Origin of the sequence: Chryseobacterium sp. IT-36CA2 (assembly GCF_949767875.1) — a bacterium.
Classification (GTDB): domain Bacteria; phylum Bacteroidota; class Bacteroidia; order Flavobacteriales; family Weeksellaceae; genus Chryseobacterium.
Genome location: NZ_CATKPG010000020.1, coordinates 215,129 through 234,573 on the forward strand (window position 1 = coordinate 215,129; position 19,445 = coordinate 234,573).

The following is a 19,445-nucleotide window of genomic DNA, read 5'->3' on the forward strand; positions in this document are numbered from 1 at the left end:
TCTCAACGGGATCTACTGTTAGTAGAAAAAATGAAGTGCCTTTAAAAATAAAGCTCCGGAGGAGCGATCTGTTAATACCTAAATCTGTGAAATTATATTAACAAGAAAATAATTTTTCTTGTTTTATTTTACATGAAGTAAAGTATGATAAGATACTGTAAAATGAATTTTTATGTAATTTTATTTAATGCTTTCTTTTATACTTTACTTTCTGCTTGATAATTTCAACCACATCCACATTCTGGACTTTAGATTTGATCCATCCATGAATATCAATATAAAATAATGATCGTCTGTAATATTCGTTGTTGGAATACTCTTCCAGCTTTTTATCAAAACTTTCAAATGCTTTCTGTCTCTGATCCAAAACCTGATTATTAAGATTCTTAAAAAACTGAATGCTTTCAAAATGGAATTCTTCCGGTTTCTTCATTTTCTTGGCAAACTTCAATGTAGAAGTAATGAATTCATCATAATCTTCATCATTTCCAGACTCATATTTTGCCATTAAGATCAAAATTCGAGTATGAAATAATAAATCTTCCTGTACATTTCCTTTAGATTCTATGACTCTCATAGAATACTCAATGGACTTATCAAACATTTTACTGCCAAAGAACATGGCCGCCATTTTAAGGTAAAGAATCATGAAATGATGCTCATCAATTCTTTCTCTAAGTCTTTCCATTTTTAATTCTACTTCAGGAATAAGCTTGGTTCCTGTAAAAAACTCTCCTTTTACAAAATGAATATTCATCAATGTATTGTATTGGGTAAGGAAAATAAGGGACTGAAGGTTCTCATTCTGAACAAAATTCTCCGCATGTACCATTGTATTGAAATTCTCAAAATGTTCTTCCAGAATATCAATATTTCCATACAAAAACAGAATTTTTAGCAGGTAAGTATTCCCCTTAATGTACCAAACCGGGTGGCTATAGATCATTTCTGGCTTCTTATGAAAAAGATCTACCCATTGATAGGCATATTTCAAAGTGTATTTGTAATCCTGTAAAAGCTGGTTTTTCCAGACATGGGCTTTATAATACCAAAGCTTTTCCGTGAAATTCAGCTTTTCGGGGTTTATGTTTTTAATCTGAGCATTGAAAACATCCATCACCTCCTGGCGGTCTGTATCATTTTTTACATAGCCGTGGGTAAGCATTTCACTGTATAATTTTAGTGAAAGATTAGATAATTTTGTGGTGTAACGATTCTGTTTACTGATCTCCTGAGATTGCTTGATAAGCTCTTCGGCACGACCTTCAATGCTTCGTGTAATAAATTGGGATTCAATTACTTTTTCCAGATCTATGATTTCCGAAGCGATACTTTTCTCATCCAGTTCCAATGCAGTTTGCTTGGTTTTGTCTAATATCTTTAAAGCCTGTTTGTAAAGCCCTTTTTGATACAGAATATTGGCGAAATCTAACTGTTCACGAAGCTGGATTCTGTAGTTCTGGTGACTTGGGTTCATACGGAGGCTCACCAAAACCTGTTTGTAAAGATGGGCTTTCAGATTGGAAAGCTGTTGTTTGGTGGAAATTTTTTTCTCAATAATAATGCTTTCATCATATTCTTTCATCTTATCCATTTCGGAAAATAACAATAGAAATTTGGCATCTACGTTAATTCCGAGACGGTTTACATATAACTTAAACTGTCTTTTTTCAGAGGTGGTCAATGACTTTACCAATACAAACAAAAAATCTTTCTGCAATTCTGCCATTGTAAATTTTTATAAATTAAATTATTGATTAACAAATGAATACGATTGTTTTTTCAGCTGTTGAATATTGTAATTTTCAGAAAAAATGAAAATGAAAAAATATTGCATGCTGTAGTTTTGAGCCAAAATTAAGTAAAAAACTTCACTTATGAATTCCGAAAAAATCGAAATTTTTGATACGACACTGAGAGATGGGGAACAGGTTCCGGGATGTAAACTGAACACGGAACAGAAGCTGATTATTGCTGAAAGGCTTGACGAGTTGGGAATTGATATCATTGAAGCGGGATTTCCAATTTCGAGTCCCGGAGATTTTGAATCTGTTTCAGAAATCTCAAAACTGGTAAAAAATGCAAAGGTATGCGGACTGACGAGAGCAAACAAAAAAGATATTGATGTAGCAGCTGAAGCTCTGAAGTTTGCAAAGAAACCAAGAATTCACACTGGAATCGGAACTTCTGATTCTCATATTAAATATAAATTCAACTCAACAAGAGAAGATATTATTGAAAGGGCAGCAGATGCTGTAAGGTATGCTAAAACATATGTGGAAGACGTAGAATTTTATGCTGAAGATGCCGGGAGAACGGATAATGAATATCTGGCAAGGGTTTGCGAAGCCGTTATCAAAGCGGGAGCAACTGTACTGAATATTCCTGATACCACAGGATATTGCCTTCCGGAAGAATATGGTCAGAAAATAAAATACCTGAGAGAAAATGTAAAAGGAATCGAAAAAGCGGTGCTTTCATGCCATTGTCATAATGACCTTGGGTTGGCTACTGCCAATTCTATTGCCGGAGCGATCAATGGTGCGCGTCAGATTGAATGTACCATCAATGGATTGGGAGAAAGAGCAGGGAATACGGCTTTGGAGGAAGTTGTCATGATTTTGAAGCAGCATAGAGATTTGAATCTGCATACCGATGTGAATTCCAGAATGTTGAATGAAATGAGTACAATGGTGTCTGATCTTATGGGAATGTCTGTACAGCCTAACAAAGCTATTGTAGGTGCGAACGCCTTTGCTCACAGCTCAGGAATTCATCAGGATGGTGTGATTAAAAACAGAGAAACTTATGAGATTATTGATCCTGCAGAAGTAGGTGTGAATGCTTCTTCGATTATTCTTACTGCCAGAAGCGGACGTTCAGCATTGGCTTACCGCTTCAAGCATATCGGTTATGAAGTGACCAAAAATGAACTTGATTATCTATATCAGGAGTTTTTGAAAATCGCTGACCTTAAAAAAGAAATATGTAATGATGATCTGAGCCTGATGATGGATTCTTTCAACAGAAAAATTGGATAGGTTTGATTTAAATCAAGATAAAGTAAACAATGAACAACAATAAAAAGACACTTTTTGATAAAGTTTGGGACGCTCATGTGGTAGAAACTATTCCTGACGGACCTCAGATCATTTATATAGACAAACATCTTATTCATGAGGTAACCAGTCCTCAGGCCTTTGCAGAACTTGAATCCAGAAACCTGGAAATATTCAGACCGGAACAGATTGTAGCCACTGCGGATCACAATGTTCCTACTTTGAATCAGGAACAGCCTATCAGAGATGAACTTTCAAGAAATCAGGTAGAGCAGCTTACAGAAAACTGTCAGAAAAACAATATTGAGCTTTTCGGATTAGGACATCAATATCAGGGAATTGTTCATATCATCGCTCCGGAATTAGGGATTACCCAGCCGGGAATGAGTATTGTGTGTGGTGACAGCCATACTTCTACCCATGGAGCATTTGGATCTATAGCTTTCGGAATTGGAACCAGCCAGGTTGCTCAGGTATTTGCAAGCCAATGTTTGCTGCTGAACAAACCAAAATCAATGAGAATTACAGTTAATGGAAAACTGAACGAAAATGTTCAGCCTAAAGATGTTATTCTTTATATCATTTCAAAAATAGGAACGGACGGAGGAACAGGATATTTCTGTGAATATGCAGGTAATGTATTTGAGGAAATGTCAATGGAAGGAAGAATGACGGTCTGCAACATGAGTATTGAAATGGGTGCCAGAGGCGGAATGATTGCCCCTGATGAAACCACTTTTGAATACGTACAGGGAAGAAAATTCGCTCCGGAAGGAGATGAATGGACTGAAAAAGTAGCTTATTGGAAAACTTTGAAAACCGATGAAGGAGCCATTTTTGATGAAGAATTAAGCTTTGATGCTTCAGATATTTATCCAATGATTACTTATGGAACCAACCCGGGAATGGGGATTTCAATCCGCGAAGTTATTCCGGCACCACAAAATGAATCTGAAGAGAAAGCTTTGAAATATATGGGACTGGCAGCTGGCCAGGCTGTTAACAGCATCAAAGTTAATTATGTTTTCATAGGAAGCTGTACCAATGCCAGAATAGAAGATTTCCGTTCTGCAGCCCAGTATATTAAAGGGAAAAGCAAGTCAGAAGCTGTAAAAGCACTGATTGTTCCGGGATCTCAGCAAGTGGTGAAACAGATTTATGAAGAAGGTTTGGATAAAATATTCAGTGATGCAGGATTTCAGATTCGCCAGCCGGGATGTTCAGCATGTCTGGCGATGAATGATGATAAAATTCCGGAAGGAGAATATTGTGTTTCCACTTCCAACAGAAACTTTGAAGGCAGACAGGGACAAGGTTCAAGAACGATTCTTGCCAGCCCGCTTACCGCAGCAAAAGCAGCAATAGAAGGTAAAATCTCAGCTTTTGAAAGTGTAAACTAAACAGATAAAAGTACATGCAAAAATTAGTTGTTTTAAAATCCCGCGCAGTTCCATTGCCGGCAGAAAATATAGATACAGACCAGATTATTCCGGCAAGATTCCTGAAAAGTATAGACCGAAAAGGTTTTGGAGAAAATCTGTTTAGAGACTGGAGATTCAATATGCATACAGGAGAGCCAAATCCTGACTTTGTTTTAAACAATCCTAAATTTGATGGTGAGATTCTGGTGGCAGGAAATAACTTCGGTTGTGGTAGCAGTCGTGAACATGCAGCCTGGTCTTTGACAGATTATGGTTTTAAAGTGATTGTTTCCAGCTATTTCGCTGATATTTTCAAAGGAAATGCCCTGAATAATGGACTTCTTCCTGTAAAGGTTTCCGAAGAATTTTTAAAAGAAATTTTAGAAGGAATCAACGAAAATCCTGACAATGAAATTGCCATTGATGTAGAATTACAATCAATCAGCTTCAAAGATACCACGGAAACCTTTGAAATTGATTCTTACAAAAAAATATGCCTGCTAAACGGCTATGACGATATTGATTTTTTAATAAGCAGAAAGCAGACGATCACAGAATTTGAATTAAAAACACAAAAAGCAAATGAGCGACAGTTATTTTAAAATCGCGGTTCTTCCCGGAGATGGGATTGGCCCGGAAATCATCAGTGAAAGCATTAAAATATTAGATGTTATTGCTGAAGCTTTTCAATGCAAATTCCATTTTGATTATGGATTAATTGGTGCAGAAGCTATTTTTAAAACAGGAAATCCTTTGCCTGAAGAAACTTTAAAGATCTGTAAAGAATCTGATGCTGTGCTTTTCGGAGCTATTGGTGATCCGGTTTTTGATAACAATCCGGAAGCAAAAGTAAGACCTGAACAGGGTTTATTGAAACTTCGTAAAGAACTGGGACTGTTTGCCAATATCCGTCCTTTGAAAACATATGCATCTCTGATTGATAAAAGTCCTTTGAAAAGAGAAATTATTGAAGGAGCAGATATCCAGATTTTCAGAGAACTGGTAAGTGGAATTTATTTTGGTGAAAAATTTACAGATCCCGAAGGAGCTTATGCTTATGATGTCTGCAAATACAGTCGTGAAGATATTATTCCGATTGCTCATATGGCATTTCAGGAAGCTCAGAAAAGAAAGAAAAAACTTACGCTTATCGATAAAGCCAATGTTTTGGATACCTCAAGATTGTGGAGAAAAACGTGTCAGGAAATAGCTCCTGAATATCCTGATGTACAGCTTGATTATATGTTTGTAGACAATGCGGCCATGCAGCTTATTCTTAATCCTAAGCATTTTGATGTTATTTTGACTGAAAATATGTTTGGAGATATTATTTCAGATGAAGCAAGTGTGATCGGAGGTTCTATCGGATTGCTGCCATCTGCGTCGGTGGGAGAGAAGAATGCTTTATTTGAGCCTATTCATGGGTCTTATCCACAGGCAAAAGGAAAAGGAATTGCTAATCCCATTGCTTCTATTTTAAGTGTGGCGATGATGCTGGATCATCTTAATTTAAAGGTTGCAGCTGATAAATTGAGACAATCTGTGGAACATGCTATTGAAAACAAGTATGTTACCATTGATCTTAATACCAAACAATATTACTCAACAAGTGAAGTGGGAAGCTTTATTGCTGACCATATCAGATATTCCGAAAAATCATATTACAATTTTGAAAATATTAAGATCGGAAAATCAACCATCGTATAAAAAAAGTTCATTTAGATAGTTAGAAAGAAAAGTTCCGCCTCGTATGAGACGGAACTTTTCGTTTTTTGTTATCAAATAAAGCCTTGAGAGCTCATTTATTTTTTTGTATTATCTGTTTTTCCCGATTTGTTTTTTGAAGCTTTTTGAATGTCTTCCTTATCAATATCAGGTGGGTTTGTCTTTTTTGACGCTGCAGGAATGTTCTGGAAATCCTGATTCTGCTTTTGGGTCTCTGCTGCATTAGCAGATTCTTTCTTGTGGGTGTTTCCTTTTTTATCCATGACTTTAAATTTTCAATATTATATCATAATATCATTCAAAGTGTTTGCCAAAATGGGAAACGGGTAAAGCTTTATTCTTCTTAAAGACCTAAGATACCAATTTTTCCGGTTTTATCCTCTATTTCATAATTTAAAGCCTTGGCCAAAACGAAAACATTATTCAGATTTTCCATCAGCTGTTTACGACCTTCTGTTCTCAATTGATTCTGATCAATTGATTTTTCTGCTGTTTCTTTAGCTTTCTGAGTGACATTTTTAATATCTTTTTCCGAAATTCTGTTAATAAAAGAATCATCCAAAGATTGAATTTCAACACTCGGTGTAATTCTTATTTCAGCATCAGGAAGCTCAGTAATGATCAATTTTTTATTGATGGAATCTACTTCAATCTTCATTTTGTTAAGGTCATAAGAAACCTGCGCATTAGTCTTGGTATAGGTAATAATGCTGTTGCTGGAAATTTCTTTCCCAAAAACTTCATAACCCATTTTGGTTTTCTGCATACTGGAAGTATTCTGCTCCATGACCACCATCTTATTCATCTTGGAAATCTGATTGGTCAGAATGTAATAATCCGACTTTTCAGTTTTATTTCCAAGGTTAAGACAGGATTTCAGGCCAAAAAACAGAAGCACCATGGCTCCGGCACCTGCAGCAAAGGATAATATGGTTCTATAATTTCTCAAAATCTATTTAAAAATTTCTTTGATGACAGATGAATCGTTCTTTTTAAGAATTTGAACTAAATCTCTTTCAATATATCCTGTAGTGGGCATTTCTATGATTCTGCCAACCTCTTTTCCGTATCTTTTCAGGATAATGGTAGGAACTTTCTGAATATTATAAAGACTTTCGTCTCCTGTAGGAGATTCTTTCTTACGGTTTACCGCTATAATATTTAATTTGTTTTCAGGATAGTTGGCAGCTTCCAGTATTTTCATCAGCCTTGGAAAATCTCTGTGGCTGTCCTCACACCATGTTCCCAAGAAAACAACAACTTCATAAGTGCCTATTTTACCTTTTCTTAATTCGCTGACTGCTTTTTCGTCAATAGCATATTCATCATGTTCTTTTACATACCAATCTGCATAAGGAGCTTTCAAAAACTGCTCTTTCAGTTGGTTTCCTAGAAGCATTTTCCCATCTTTCTGAGTATCAACCTCACGGTTAACCACTACTTTTTGAGCGCTAAGCTGTTGTGTAGCTAAAAATAAGCTTGAAAATGCAACAATATTGGTAATAAATTTTTTCATATTTTATTTTTCGATAATTGATTTTAAATCAGCAGGAGAGTAGTATTTGTTTTTTAATACTTTATGATCCGCCTGTCTGTAAACATTGAATTTTTCTCCAGACTTTTCATAAAAAGATTCTACTTCCTTCTCTTTGTAGAATTCAACAGTTTCCTTTGCCTGTTCTTCATTATCACATGCTTTCGACATATTGGAGCGTTGAACTTCGTTGAATAGCTCTACAAATTTGCTGCCAAGTCCGAATTCCAGAACAGCACCACTCAAAACATACTGAAGATCACACAATGCGTCAGCAATTTCTACAATATTGTTATCTGCAATGGCTTGTTTCAGTTCGTTTAATTCTTCCTGTAAAAGTTCCACTCTCAGGTTACATCTTTCAGGAGAAGGAATTTGTGGTGTATCTAAAATAGGGGCTTTGAAAGTAGTATGGAATTCTGCTACTTGGTTCAAACTATCAATTTTATCCATGAATTTTTTTATTTCCCACAAAGATAGAAAAGGATTTGTAAAATGTGAAATGTACAAGACTAAATGTGTGAATAAAGAATTGATGGAAAATTTTTCAAAACAAAATTTAATCTGCAAAAATCAATAAAACCACAACTATAAAAATTGTGGTTTTAGTTTGAAATATTTTAATTCTATTCAATTATTGTAACTACTCATATTTCCAGATCCCTGAAATACTCAATATCATCAACCCTGGTTGTTTTTCACCGTAGCTGAATACACAAAGATATTTTGAATGACAAGAAGAACAATCTGTTCCAAAATACAAAGTGGGCATATTATTAACGGTCAATTCTCCGAAATGAAACATGCTCTGAGAGGTTCCGTTGGCGATTCTGTGTTGTAACAATTCATCTTTGGATATCACTTTATCTTCATGATACAGTTGAAGGATAGGGAATCCAGATGAATAGGGAGCTATTTCAAATGTGTTTTTGTGACCGCAATCACAGCAAGTGAAAGTTGTTGTTGCAGATGGAAGAGCTTCATCATTGATAAAAGTACTTTTTTCAACAGAAGCTTTTCCTGTAATTTTTATTTTTTCTGATATTGAATGCATCTGGGTTAATTTATGGCTGAATAACTGTGCCTACTAAGTTAGGATATTTTCCGCTTGGACTTTTCTTAATGGTGATTTTTATATAACCTTCTTCTGCCAGCTTATTCCATGTTTTCTGATATCCAGTGTTGATATCGAGAGGGATTTTCCACATGGTTTGTTTCCCTTTTCCTGCCTGGCTAAACCAAGGAATAATATCTGCTGTCTGGGTTTTAAACTGCATGGAATTATTCAATACATCAATTTCGTAATAGAAATCATATTTGTCTTCTGCTTGGTTTAGAGCTCTTTGTGTGAAAGTATACACATATCCGTTGATGATCGGACTTGTAAAGCTTCCGCCCAAAGTAGGAACGCCCGTTCCGTTATAGCTGCCAACAGCTCCGCTATATCGGTCAAACTTCTGTCCAACCTGTAATGGAACATCGTCAACAATATTGTAGCCTCCGTTTGCAGGCGGCCATCCACCATTTAAATTATTAGCCTTAAAAAGCGATTCCAGTTCACTCCATTTACCTCTTCTGTACAGATCGTAAGCTTGATTTCTGATGGCCTGGCTTACCGAATTGTTACTGTCATAAGTTGCAGCCAATTCATCTGCCGTTTTGTAGAATACAGAGGTAACGTCGGGATTAATGTCTATTACATCCTCATTGTCTGAGCTACAGGCTACCGAGAGCGTAGTAATTGTTAAAAAAAAGAAGTACTTAAATAAATGTTTCATATAAAAAATTTTAAATTATTTTAAAATTATTGAGGTATTAGAGGGGTTACCTTTTTTGAAACATCATTTTCTTTACAAAATTCTTAAGTGAAATATTTTTACCGTTTTCCAGGCTAAAAAAGAGCGTTTTCAGGATTGGAATCAGGTGTAATCATGCACTTTTCTGACAGTAAATTGCTGAAATTATCAATTCATGTCAAGATAAGGGCAAAAGAAGCAGCTTCATCAGACGTCAAAAAACGGCTTGGAGCTCCCTTAAATACAATCTGGGTAAACGGCACAATGAAATATTGCTATGTGATAAATTTAAATTAAAAAACTTGAATATTAGTTATTTTGTTTTAAATAAAACATTATTGTAAAATTTAATCAAATAATAAACGTGTTTGAATTTATATTTTTTATTTTTTTTTGAATAAAAAAAGCTGCCCTAATGAGCAGCTTTCTGATTGAATTATATTCTTGTTACTTTTTAATGAATTGTTTTGCAAATCCTCCAACCTGGATTACATAGGTGCCATTGGTTAGTTTATTGACATTCACTGTTCCGCTTTCCAGATTTCCTGCACTGGCAAGTCTTCCGGCCATGTCATAGATTTTATATTCTTCATTGCTGGTGTTGGTAAGGGTAAGGATGTCTTTTACAGGATTCGGATATAGCTTGATTTCTGTGGATGATGAATTGCTGTCTGTAGATTTATCGTCAGAAGTTTTTACAGAAATATTGGCATTATTGATATCAAAGAAAATATGATTGCTTCCTTTAATCATTATTCTACCAGAATTGGTTAAAGTATCAGGGATTGTAATGGTTTCCGACCCATCATTAGGAGTTGCTGTTAATAACGTGGTCCATGTAATTCCATTATCTGTTGACCATAGGATATCTACGTTAGCAGTATTCACTCCGTTGGCTGTGGTGCCTGCTACATCCCATGTCACTATTTGTGAGCTCCCTTTTACGTAGGAAACGGCTGTGTTTTGCGATGTTATGACAAATGGCCCTGCTGCTGAATTAACAGTGATCTTGGTGTCATCCGAATTATTTCCACCACCTCCGGCTTTATTGTCGCGAACAGTGAGTCTGAAATTTAAAGTTCTGGCAACAGCGGGAAGAGCTTCAACATCTATTTCCTTTCCTGTTGTCTTAAGAGAGCCTGCTAAAATAGAAGACATTATTGGAAAATATCTTACAGGAGAACTTGAAGGAGTCCATGATCTGAATGTAGGTCCTGGAATTTTTGTTTCTTTTGCTGCAGAATCAGCTCCTGTTTCAGAAGAAGTTCCTTTGTCCATTTGTTCCCAGATATAGGTGAGTGGATCTCCGTCTGCATCAGTTCCGGATCCGGTAAGCATGAAAGGAGTGCTTTTGGGAATAATATAATCTAGGCCTGCATTTGCTGTAGGAATAGAATTTCCTGTAAGAGTATTAAGGGAACAGGTTTTTGTTTTGATATTATCAGTAATTTGTTCAATATTTAGAGCATGAAAAAACGGATCAGAGTTAGTTTGAACATCATAATTGGTAACACCGGCATATCCCATAATGGTTGATCCTGAACCTGGTTCTACAGGTTTTAGCCCCGCTTCAACGCGATAAGAAGATGTGTGATTTCCGCCGAACTGATGTCCCATTTCATGAGCTACAAAATCAATATCAAAAGTATCTCCGGAAGGAATACCGTTTGCTGGTGAAGTGTATCCGCTTCCTTTATAGCTGCTTGGATAGGTTATGCCCTGATCTTGATAAGTAGACATATTATTGTCACAAATACATCCGATACAACCTGCATTACCGCCGCCGCCATCTCTTCCGAAAAGGTGGCCTATATCAAAATTATTATTTCCGATAGAAGTGTTTAAATTGTTCATGAGCTCCAGATTCCAATTCTTCATTTGTGAAGATGGAGAGTAAGGATCTGTGGATGCATCGGTATATATAAGATCGTCATTATTGGCGATCAGTATCATTCTTGCTGCAAAATCATTTTCAAAAATGCCGTTTACGCGGGTCATTGTATTGTTCATAGCTGCCAAAGCTTGAGCTTTTGTCCCTCCAAAATAAGAGGTGTATTCTCCTGTACATGAAAGAGCAAGTTTGAACGTTCTTAATATAGCATCATCTGCATTTTTATTCGATATGTCGTTGAGATTTCCTTTTGGGGCTATATCTAAAACTTTACATTCGAGTTTATTCAGATTGTCTTTGCTGTCGGATTTTTTGTAGATGATATAGGTGGAAAGATCTTTAGTATATGGTTGGATAAAAACGGCAGATTTGTCGCCATAAATTTCCATAGAAGAAAGTCCCAGGGAAGAAATGCTGAAATAAACCTTTGATGCAGGATCTTCCACGCCTACACCAATATAAGACTTGATATCTGGATATTTAGCATCCAGCTCAGGTTCAAAATTAGAATTTTCTGTTATCTTGAAATTTTCCATTTTCCCGGCTGAATTGGGGAAAGAGATAATTGTTTCAGATTTCCCTGTTGACCTTTTAGGAGCTTTCATCAATACATTTTTTAATCCGCTTATATTCAGGTGATAAAGCTGTGGATTTTCAAAACGTGACATGTTTTCTAAAATCGGAGAGGATATTTTTGAAGAACCGGAGGTCCATAAACGATCTGTCTGTGCGAATAGAATACCCGACAATGCGAGCATTCCCGTCATCAATAATTGTTTTTTCACGCAAATGTATTTTCGTCAAAAATAATAAAAAAATCCCTGAATAGAGATGTTATTTACATGTTTTTTGTCAGTACTCCCCTTAAATATTGAATTTGATGAAAAATATTTCATAAAATTACATAAAACAAAAAACCTGTTCTATGTAGAACAGGTTTTCACATCGTTTAATTTTAAAAAGTCTATTAGTTACTAATTTTTAATGAACCTCTTAGCTGATTCTCCGATTTGAATCATATAAGCCCCTTTTACAAGATTGCTTACGTTCACAGAACCTCTTTGAAGTTTTCCTGAGTCAATTAGTTTTCCACCCATATCGAAGATCTTATAATCTTCTGATGTCGTATTTGAAATGAAAAGTTGATCTCTCACTGGGTTTGGATAAAGCTTCACATCTGTGATCAGGTCTTTCGTATTCTGAAGATCTCCTTTTCCTGAAGAAACAATGTTAAGGGTATAATCTTCGACCTGTCCGTAAGTAAATGCTTCACATGAAGAAGTAGGGATTGAACTATACTTCATCATTACTCTCATTCTTGTAGACCCAACAGTTGCTGTAGATGGGATTGTGATAGATCCGGTAACCGGGCTGGTTGTAGAACCCGCTTTTGTCCATGCTAGCTCTCCGCTGTCTGTAAAGTCTCCGTCTCCGTTGTAATCAATATAAACAGCATATGCTTCGCTGTATTTTGTAGAAGTCCAAACCGGAGTAATGGAAATTGTGTAAGCGCTTCCTCTTGTAACATTAGTAGAAACTGAAGTGAAGTTTTCATAACCTGCAGTTCCTGTAGAGGTATTATTAATAGAACCGAATGTTACGTTTCCTATTCTTTCATCAGCGGTATTGGATGCTGAAGAAGAACAGTAGGAAACAGTTCCTCCTGAAAGAGTAGTAACACTTACTGTATTGCTGGAAACAGAAGCATTTCCTGCCGCATCTTTTGCTTTAACAGAGAAAGTATACGTAGTTGCTGGAGAAAGTCCGGTTACAGTATAAGTAGTAGAAGCTGTAGAACCAATTAATGAAGCTCCCTGATATACATCGTATCCGGTAACTCCTACATTGTCTGTAGCACCAGACCATGAAAGATTTGTTGTTGTAGCAGTAGTTCCTGAAGCAGCAAGGGTAGGAGCTGTTGGGGCCACTGTATCAGGAGTTCCTGAACCAGCATTTACAGAGATGTTGGCATTGTTAACATCAAAGAAAATGTGATTCGATCCTTTTACCATAATTCTTCCTGTGGTGGTAGTAGAATTTGGAATGGTAACAGCTTGTGAACCGTCATTTGGAGTTCCTGCTAATAGAGTAGTCCATGTATTTCCGCTGTCTGTTGACCAAAGGATGTCTACATTTGCAGCGTTTACACCATTTGCAGTAGTTCCTGCTACGTTCCATGTAACGGTTTGAGAGCTTCCTCCTGCGTATGTTGTTGTTGAATTCTGAGAAGTTATATTGAATGGCCCGGCAGTTCCATTAACGGTAATTACTGCATCGTCGGAATTGTTTCCTGAGCCTCCTGCTTTGTTATCACGAACGGTAAATCTGAAGTTTAATGTTCTTGCCACTGAAGAAAGCGCTTCTACTGTAATTTCAGAACCAGCTGTAGTGGTTGCACCTGTTAAAACAGAAGCCATTCTTGGGAAATATCTTACAGGAGCAGTGGTAGGAGTCCATGATCTGAAGTTAGGTCCAGAAGCTTTAGTTGCGCTAGCTGCTGAGCTTGCTCCTGTCTGAGAAGAAGAAGCGTTGTCCATTTGCTCCCAGATGTAGGTTAAAGAATCTCCGTCAGCGTCTGTTCCGGTACCAGTCAGAACAAATGGAGTTCCTTTTGGAATGGTGTAGTCTAAGCCTGCACTGGCTGTAGGAATTGAATTTCCTGTGTTGGTGTTTACAGAGCAGGTTTTAGCTTTAATATTATTTGTGATCTGCTGAATGCTAATCGCGTGGAAGAATGCATCAGAGTGAGGCTGGATGTCCTGGCTGGTAATTCCTGCGTATCCCATAATGGTTGATCCTGATCCAGGTTCCATATTGGCGCCGGTTCCTTCATTGTTCATAGAGAAAGTGTGATTTCCACCGAACTGGTGTCCCATTTCGTGAGCCACATAGTCGATGTCGAAATTATCTCCTGATGGAATAGCGTCTGCCGGAGAAGTATATCCGCTTCCTTTGGATCCGTTGGTACAGATACAGCCTATACATCCTGCATTTCCGCCACCTCCTGAAGCTCCGAACAGGTGTCCGATGTCATAATTAGCTTCACCAATTACAGAAGTTAAAGTACTTTGTAATTGAGAATTCCAGCTGCTCATTCCTGAAGCTGCGGAATAAGGGTCTGTAGAAGCATTGGTGTAGATAACAGCATCATTGTTGGCGATCAAAACCATTCTTGCTGCGAAATCTTTTTCAAAAACACCGTTTACACGAGTCATTGTGGTATTCATTGCAGCTAAAGCCTGAGCTTTTGTACCTCCGAAATAAGTGGTGTATTCTCCGGTACAAGATAATGCCAGTCTGAATGTTCTTAATTTAGCGTCATCAGCGTTAGGTCTTGCAGCAAGAGCAGAGTTGGAAACTCCTTTCTGTGCAGCGTCTACTACTGTACATTCAAACTTGTTAAGATCATCTTTTTTGTCGGATTTTCTGTACACTACATAAGAAGAAAGATCTTTAGCGTAGGGCTCGATGAAAACTGCAGATTTATCACCGTAAATTTCCATAGATGACAGTCCTAGTGGAGAAACACTGAAGTAGACTGTGGAATTAGGATCATCCAGACCTTGTCCTACATAGGATTTGATATCCGGATATTTTGCTGCCAACTCAGGGGCAAAATTGGAATTCTCCCTCACTTTAAAATTTTCCATTCTGCCTTCAGAATTCGGAAAAGAAATGATGAGTTCTGATTTTTCGCCTGCAGCCAGTCTTTTGGGAGCTTTTGCCAGGACATTTTTCAATCCGTTGATATCCAGGTTGTATACCTTTGGATTGCTGATGCCGGTTTTGTTTTCAAAAATCTCTGATGAAGTTTTTCTGGAACCTTCAGACCAAAGACGGTCAGTCTGTGCGAAAGAAATACCCGAAATCAGGAGCATTCCAATCAGCGTTAATTGTTTTTTCATATTAAATATTAAATTTGATTGTGGAATATCAAAGCTAATAAAAAATATGTTACGAAAAACAAAATTTTTTAAGATTATTTTAGAATATGTGTTCAGTGTATTATGCGATGCATTAAATATAATTGAAAAAGCCTTTTATTAAAAGAAAAATGACACATACCGAAGTATATGTCATTCTTATGGTTTGATATAATATTTATTCTATTACATATTATCATCAGCAGTAGGGCCATAAAGTCCGGGAACTTTATTTCCGGTTGCTCTTAAATAAACAACCAGTTCCCCTCTGTGATGGTACAGGTGATTGTAAAGAAAAGCTCTTACCACCTGAACTTTTGGCATAGGAGGGAAAAGTACATTACCGTCCATTTCCATTTTCCATTCATTAAAATAAGCATTTTCGTCAGAGTTTTCAAGAACTTTCTGAGCTTTTGCCACATTTTCTTCAAACTTGGCAACGATATTTTCTGCTTTGGATATATCTCCTTTGTCATACTGATAAGTACCCATATCAAAAACATCCTGATTGAAGGTGGATTCATACCAGTTATATACTTCTGCAATATGAGAAGCCAATTGGCCTGTTGTCCAGTTTTTTTCAGACGGTTTCCAGTTTAAGGCACTGTCGGGAATTGCTTTTAAAATTTTTCTTGTGTTTTCTGCTTCATGCAGAAATTCACCTAATAAGGCTTGTTTAATCATTTGTATGTGTTTTAAAATTAAGGTTATTTTGTAATATCTCTTCCGATTACCAATCTCTGGATTTCAGAAGTACCTTCACCGATTGTACAAAGCTTAGAGTCTCTATAGAACTTTTCAGCAGGGAAGTCTTTTGTATAACCGTATCCTCCGAAGATCTGAACTGCATTGTTGGAAATTCTTACACAAGCTTCAGAAGCATAAAGTTTAGCCATAGCTCCTTCTTTTGTCATTTTCTGTTTTGCGTTTTTCAATGTAGAAGCTCTTTGGATAAGAAGTTCAGCAGCATCAATTTCTGTTGCCATATCTGCTAACATAAAGTTGATAGCCTGGAAATCTGAAATAGGTTTTCCAAACTGATGTCTTTCTTTTGCATATTTCAAAGCTGCTTTGTAAGCTCCTCTTGCAGTACCTAAGCTTAGGGCAGCGATAGAAATTCTACCTCCGTCCAATACTTTCATAGCTTGCTTGAAACCTTCTCCTACTTCTCCTAAACGGTGAGAATCCGGTACACGTACATTATCAAAGATAAGTTCTGCAGTTTCGGAAGCACGCATTCCTAATTTATTTTCTTTTTTTCCTGAAGAGAATCCAGGCATTCCTTTTTCTAAAACAAAGGCTGTAGAGTTATTCTTAGCACCTATTTCTCCTGTTCTTGTCATTACTACGGCAATATCTCCTGAGATAGCGTGAGTAATAAAGTTTTTAGCTCCGTTGATGATCCATTCATCACCATCTTTTACAGCAGTAGTAGACATACCTCCTGAATCTGAACCAGTATTGTGTTCTGTAAGCCCCCAAGCTCCGATTACTTTTCCGGAAGCCAGCTGAGGAAGCCATTTGTGTCTCTGCTCTTCATTTCCGAATTCGTAGATATGGTTGGTGCAAAGAGAGTTGTGTGCTGCTACAGAAAGACCAATAGATGGATCAACCTGAGAAATTTCATCCAGAATAGTAACATACTCATGATACCCTAAGCCGGAACCTCCATATTGTTCAGGAACCACAATTCCCATAAAACCCATTTCACCTAACTGGTGGAATAAGTCTTTTGGAAAAGTCTGGCTTTCATCCCATTCCATAATGTTTGGTCTGATGTTCTTTTCTGCAAATTCTCTAGCTGTCTCCGCTATCATTTTGATGTTGTCAATAGTCTCTGTATTCATATAATAATAGTTAGTTCCCAAAGATAACCAAATTGACGGAATGCTAAAACAAATTATTTTATTCGTACTATTTAAAGGGTGATTTGTTTAATTTTCAATTTTTTATATTTCGAGAATTAATACTTTCTTAATAAAACTTTCAGTCTTTTACATTTTTTATTTCACTATTTTAGTCCCCCAATTTTTAAGGCATGAAAAAAATTCTATTTCCTCTTATTTTAATTTCCTCTTATTTTTCTGCGCAGGCACCTGCCGGATATTATAACGGAACAGCTGGGTTGACGGGTTATGCCCTGAAATCGAAACTTCACGATATTATTTCGGAGAAAATGATCAACTGGCATTATGACGACCTTAAGGGATATTATGGCCAGACTGATCTTGACAAATATTATGACCACGATGCCTCCAATACCCAGTATCTTTTGGATATTTATTCTGAAATCCCTTCAGGGCCGGATGCTTATGAATATATAGTAGATCAGATGACAGGTACAGCAGGCGCTGAAGGACTGGGCTACAACAGGGAGCATATGATGCCACAGAGTACCTTCAGTACAAGTTCGTCAATCAGTGATTACCCAATGTATTCGGATCTGAATTTTATTATTCCGGCGGATGCGAGGATTAACCAACTAAGGAATAATTATCCTTACGGAATAGGAAACAGCACGAACCATTATATTTTCAGCAACACTTCAAGGATGTCTAATGCTGCCATTCCCAATTATCCTTATACCGGAAGGGTGTATGAACCTATTAATGAGTTTAAAGGTGATATTGCAAGGACTTTATTATATTTTGCGGTAAGATATGAAGGGAAACTAGGCTCGTTTAATACAGCTTATAGTACATCATCAACCATAACCCCTGCTACGGACCAGTGTCCCCTTGATGGAACTGAAGAAAGAGCTGTTGATCTTCCTTATATTGCTATGCTGAAGCAATGGAGCAATGCAGACCCTGTTTCGCAAAGAGAAATTGACAGGAACAATGCGGTCTATACCATACAAAAAAACAGAAATCCATTTATTGATCATCCTGAATGGATTGATATGATCTGGTCTGAAACTCCGGACAGTGTGGCTCCTGCAGCTCCAGGGTCACTGGTTTCAACACAGCAGAATGCTTATTTCGTTAATTTGAGCTGGACAGCTTCTCCTGATGCTGATGTATTAGGATACAGGATTTATATGAATGGCTCAACAACACCTGTTGCTGTTACAAAGGGAACTTCTATAAGTATTGATCACCTGAGTCCGTCTACATCTTATACTTTTACCATAAAAGCTTTTGATAAAGGATATCTGGAATCTCCGTTCAGTAATACTGCTACAGTTTCCACTATTGCTTCGGATTCTTATGCGCCGGATCTTATGATTAACAAATATATATCAGGAACCAATACAGATTTTATTAAGAATAACGCGCTGGAAATCGTTAATAAAACAGGACACGAGGTTAATTTAAATAACTACAGAATCAATATTCAGTTCAGAAATAACAGTTCAGGAGCTTATTATAGTGGAGATACCTATGAACTGGAGGGTAAAGTGGGAAATAATGAAACTTTTGTTATTTTGAATCCAAAAGGTACTTTGTCTTGTTATACCGCTGGACAGGCAAAATTTGCAACAGCTTCTGATCCTATGATGTATGCAGGTGGGAATTACGTTGAACTTGCTTACAACAAGACTGTGACTGTAGATGCTATCGGAACAAAATTTACAACCAATAGTAACGGAAATGTATCTTTATATAGAAAGAGTACTATCAATCAGCCAACGAGTACATTCAGTTTAGGAGAATGGGATTCTTATCCTTCCAACTACTGTCAGAATCTGGGTGGCACATTGTCTACTGCGGAATTGATTACTGTTAATAATGAATTTACCATCTATCCAAATCCGGTGTATGATAATCTTTATGTAAACGGAGAAACAGAGAAAGTAAAAACAGCCCAGATCATAGATCTTTCCGGAAAAGTAATCTATACAGAGAAGGATCCTTTCAGATATAAGAAGGGTATTTCGGTACAGGGAATTCCGACGGGTATGTATTTCTTAAAGCTTGATGAGAAGGCGCATCAGTTTATTAAAAAGTAATATTATTAAAGAAAAACAAATATTAACCTTGACAAACCTGTCAAGGTTATTTTTTTAGGTGTTACATATAATTGAGGTTGTCTTGCTCACTATGACTGTTCTAGCCCTGATAGCAGCGGTTACCCCACAGCAGGAGTTGGGTCC

Annotated in this window: 16 protein-coding genes; 5 read left to right on the forward strand and 11 right to left on the reverse strand. The window is 36.9% G+C overall.

Features of this window, described 5'->3' with window-relative positions; genetic code table 11:
* Window positions 1-184 precede the first annotated feature (184 nt).
* A complete protein-coding gene (locus ACM6F9_RS08365; RefSeq protein WP_414845286.1) occupies window positions 185-1,729 on the reverse strand; it encodes a hypothetical protein in 1,545 nt (514 codons plus the stop codon).
* A 148-nt stretch (window positions 1,730-1,877) separates the two neighbouring features.
* On the opposite strand from ACM6F9_RS08365, the gene ACM6F9_RS08370 reads away from it, so the two are divergent.
* The 4 genes from ACM6F9_RS08370 to leuB are packed head-to-tail and all read left to right on the forward strand — an operon-like array spanning window position 1,878 to window position 6,187.
* The gene (locus ACM6F9_RS08370; protein ID WP_414845287.1) at window positions 1,878-3,041 is read left to right on the forward strand and encodes a 2-isopropylmalate synthase; all 1,164 of its coding nucleotides are present in this window, start codon (window positions 1,878-1,880) and stop codon (window positions 3,039-3,041) included.
* 29 nt (window positions 3,042-3,070) lie between these two features.
* Complete coding sequence (gene leuC, locus ACM6F9_RS08375; protein WP_414845288.1) at window positions 3,071-4,459, forward strand: 3-isopropylmalate dehydratase large subunit; 1,389 nt, start codon at window positions 3,071-3,073, stop codon at window positions 4,457-4,459.
* A gap of 14 nt (window positions 4,460-4,473) precedes the next feature.
* Complete coding sequence (gene leuD, locus ACM6F9_RS08380) at window positions 4,474-5,082, forward strand: 3-isopropylmalate dehydratase small subunit (RefSeq protein ID WP_414845289.1); 609 nt, start codon at window positions 4,474-4,476, stop codon at window positions 5,080-5,082.
* Window positions 5,063-6,187 (forward strand): 3-isopropylmalate dehydrogenase, encoded by a 1,125-nt coding sequence (gene leuB, locus ACM6F9_RS08385; RefSeq protein ID WP_414845290.1) that lies wholly within the window; start codon window positions 5,063-5,065, stop codon window positions 6,185-6,187. The genes leuD and leuB overlap by 20 nt, the downstream gene beginning before the upstream one ends.
* Window positions 6,188-6,282: 95 nt before the next feature.
* On the opposite strand, the gene ACM6F9_RS08390 is transcribed toward leuB, so the two are convergent.
* The 10 genes from ACM6F9_RS08390 to ACM6F9_RS08435 all read right to left on the reverse strand — a co-directional run bounded on the left by ACM6F9_RS08390 (window position 6,283) and on the right by ACM6F9_RS08435 (window position 17,196).
* Window positions 6,283-6,468 carry a hypothetical protein gene (locus ACM6F9_RS08390; RefSeq protein WP_414845291.1) on the reverse strand — a complete coding sequence of 62 codons (186 nt, stop codon included), beginning with the start codon at window positions 6,466-6,468 and terminating at the stop codon, window positions 6,283-6,285.
* Window positions 6,469-6,548: 80 nt separating this feature from the next.
* Entirely contained in the window at window positions 6,549-7,154 is a 606-nt protein-coding gene (locus ACM6F9_RS08395; protein WP_414845292.1) for a DUF4230 domain-containing protein, read from the reverse strand.
* Window positions 7,155-7,157: 3 nt separating this feature from the next.
* Window positions 7,158-7,721: a TlpA family protein disulfide reductase gene (locus ACM6F9_RS08400; protein WP_414845293.1), complete on the reverse strand. Its 564-nt coding sequence runs from the start codon at window positions 7,719-7,721 to the stop codon at window positions 7,158-7,160.
* 3 nt (window positions 7,722-7,724) lie between these two features.
* Window positions 7,725-8,192: a nucleoside triphosphate pyrophosphohydrolase family protein gene (locus ACM6F9_RS08405; RefSeq protein WP_047374946.1), complete on the reverse strand. Its 468-nt coding sequence runs from the start codon at window positions 8,190-8,192 to the stop codon at window positions 7,725-7,727.
* A 190-nt stretch (window positions 8,193-8,382) separates the two neighbouring features.
* Entirely contained in the window at window positions 8,383-8,793 is a 411-nt protein-coding gene (locus ACM6F9_RS08410) for a hypothetical protein (RefSeq protein WP_414845294.1), read from the reverse strand.
* 10 nt (window positions 8,794-8,803) lie between these two features.
* A complete protein-coding gene (locus tag ACM6F9_RS08415) occupies window positions 8,804-9,517 on the reverse strand; it encodes a hypothetical protein (RefSeq protein WP_414845295.1) in 714 nt (237 codons plus the stop codon).
* 465 nt (window positions 9,518-9,982) lie between these two features.
* On the reverse strand, window positions 9,983-12,211 hold the full coding sequence (locus ACM6F9_RS08420; RefSeq protein WP_414845296.1) for a reprolysin-like metallopeptidase: 2,229 nt from the start codon (window positions 12,209-12,211) through the stop codon (window positions 9,983-9,985).
* Window positions 12,212-12,400: 189 nt separating this feature from the next.
* Window positions 12,401-15,331, reverse strand: a complete 2,931-nt coding sequence (locus ACM6F9_RS08425) for a reprolysin-like metallopeptidase (RefSeq protein ID WP_414845297.1) — start codon at window positions 15,329-15,331, stop codon at window positions 12,401-12,403.
* Window positions 15,332-15,535: 204 nt separating this feature from the next.
* On the reverse strand, window positions 15,536-16,033 hold the full coding sequence (locus ACM6F9_RS08430; RefSeq protein WP_414845298.1) for a DinB family protein: 498 nt from the start codon (window positions 16,031-16,033) through the stop codon (window positions 15,536-15,538).
* 23 nt (window positions 16,034-16,056) lie between these two features.
* Window positions 16,057-17,196, reverse strand: coding sequence for an acyl-CoA dehydrogenase family protein (locus tag ACM6F9_RS08435; RefSeq protein ID WP_105702033.1), 1,140 nt, complete (start codon window positions 17,194-17,196; stop codon window positions 16,057-16,059).
* Between the two features lie 191 nt (window positions 17,197-17,387).
* Between ACM6F9_RS08435 and ACM6F9_RS08440 the strand changes: the two genes are divergently transcribed.
* Complete coding sequence (locus ACM6F9_RS08440; RefSeq protein ID WP_414845299.1) at window positions 17,388-19,301, forward strand: endonuclease; 1,914 nt, start codon at window positions 17,388-17,390, stop codon at window positions 19,299-19,301.
* The last annotated feature ends 144 nt before the right edge of the window (window positions 19,302-19,445 follow it).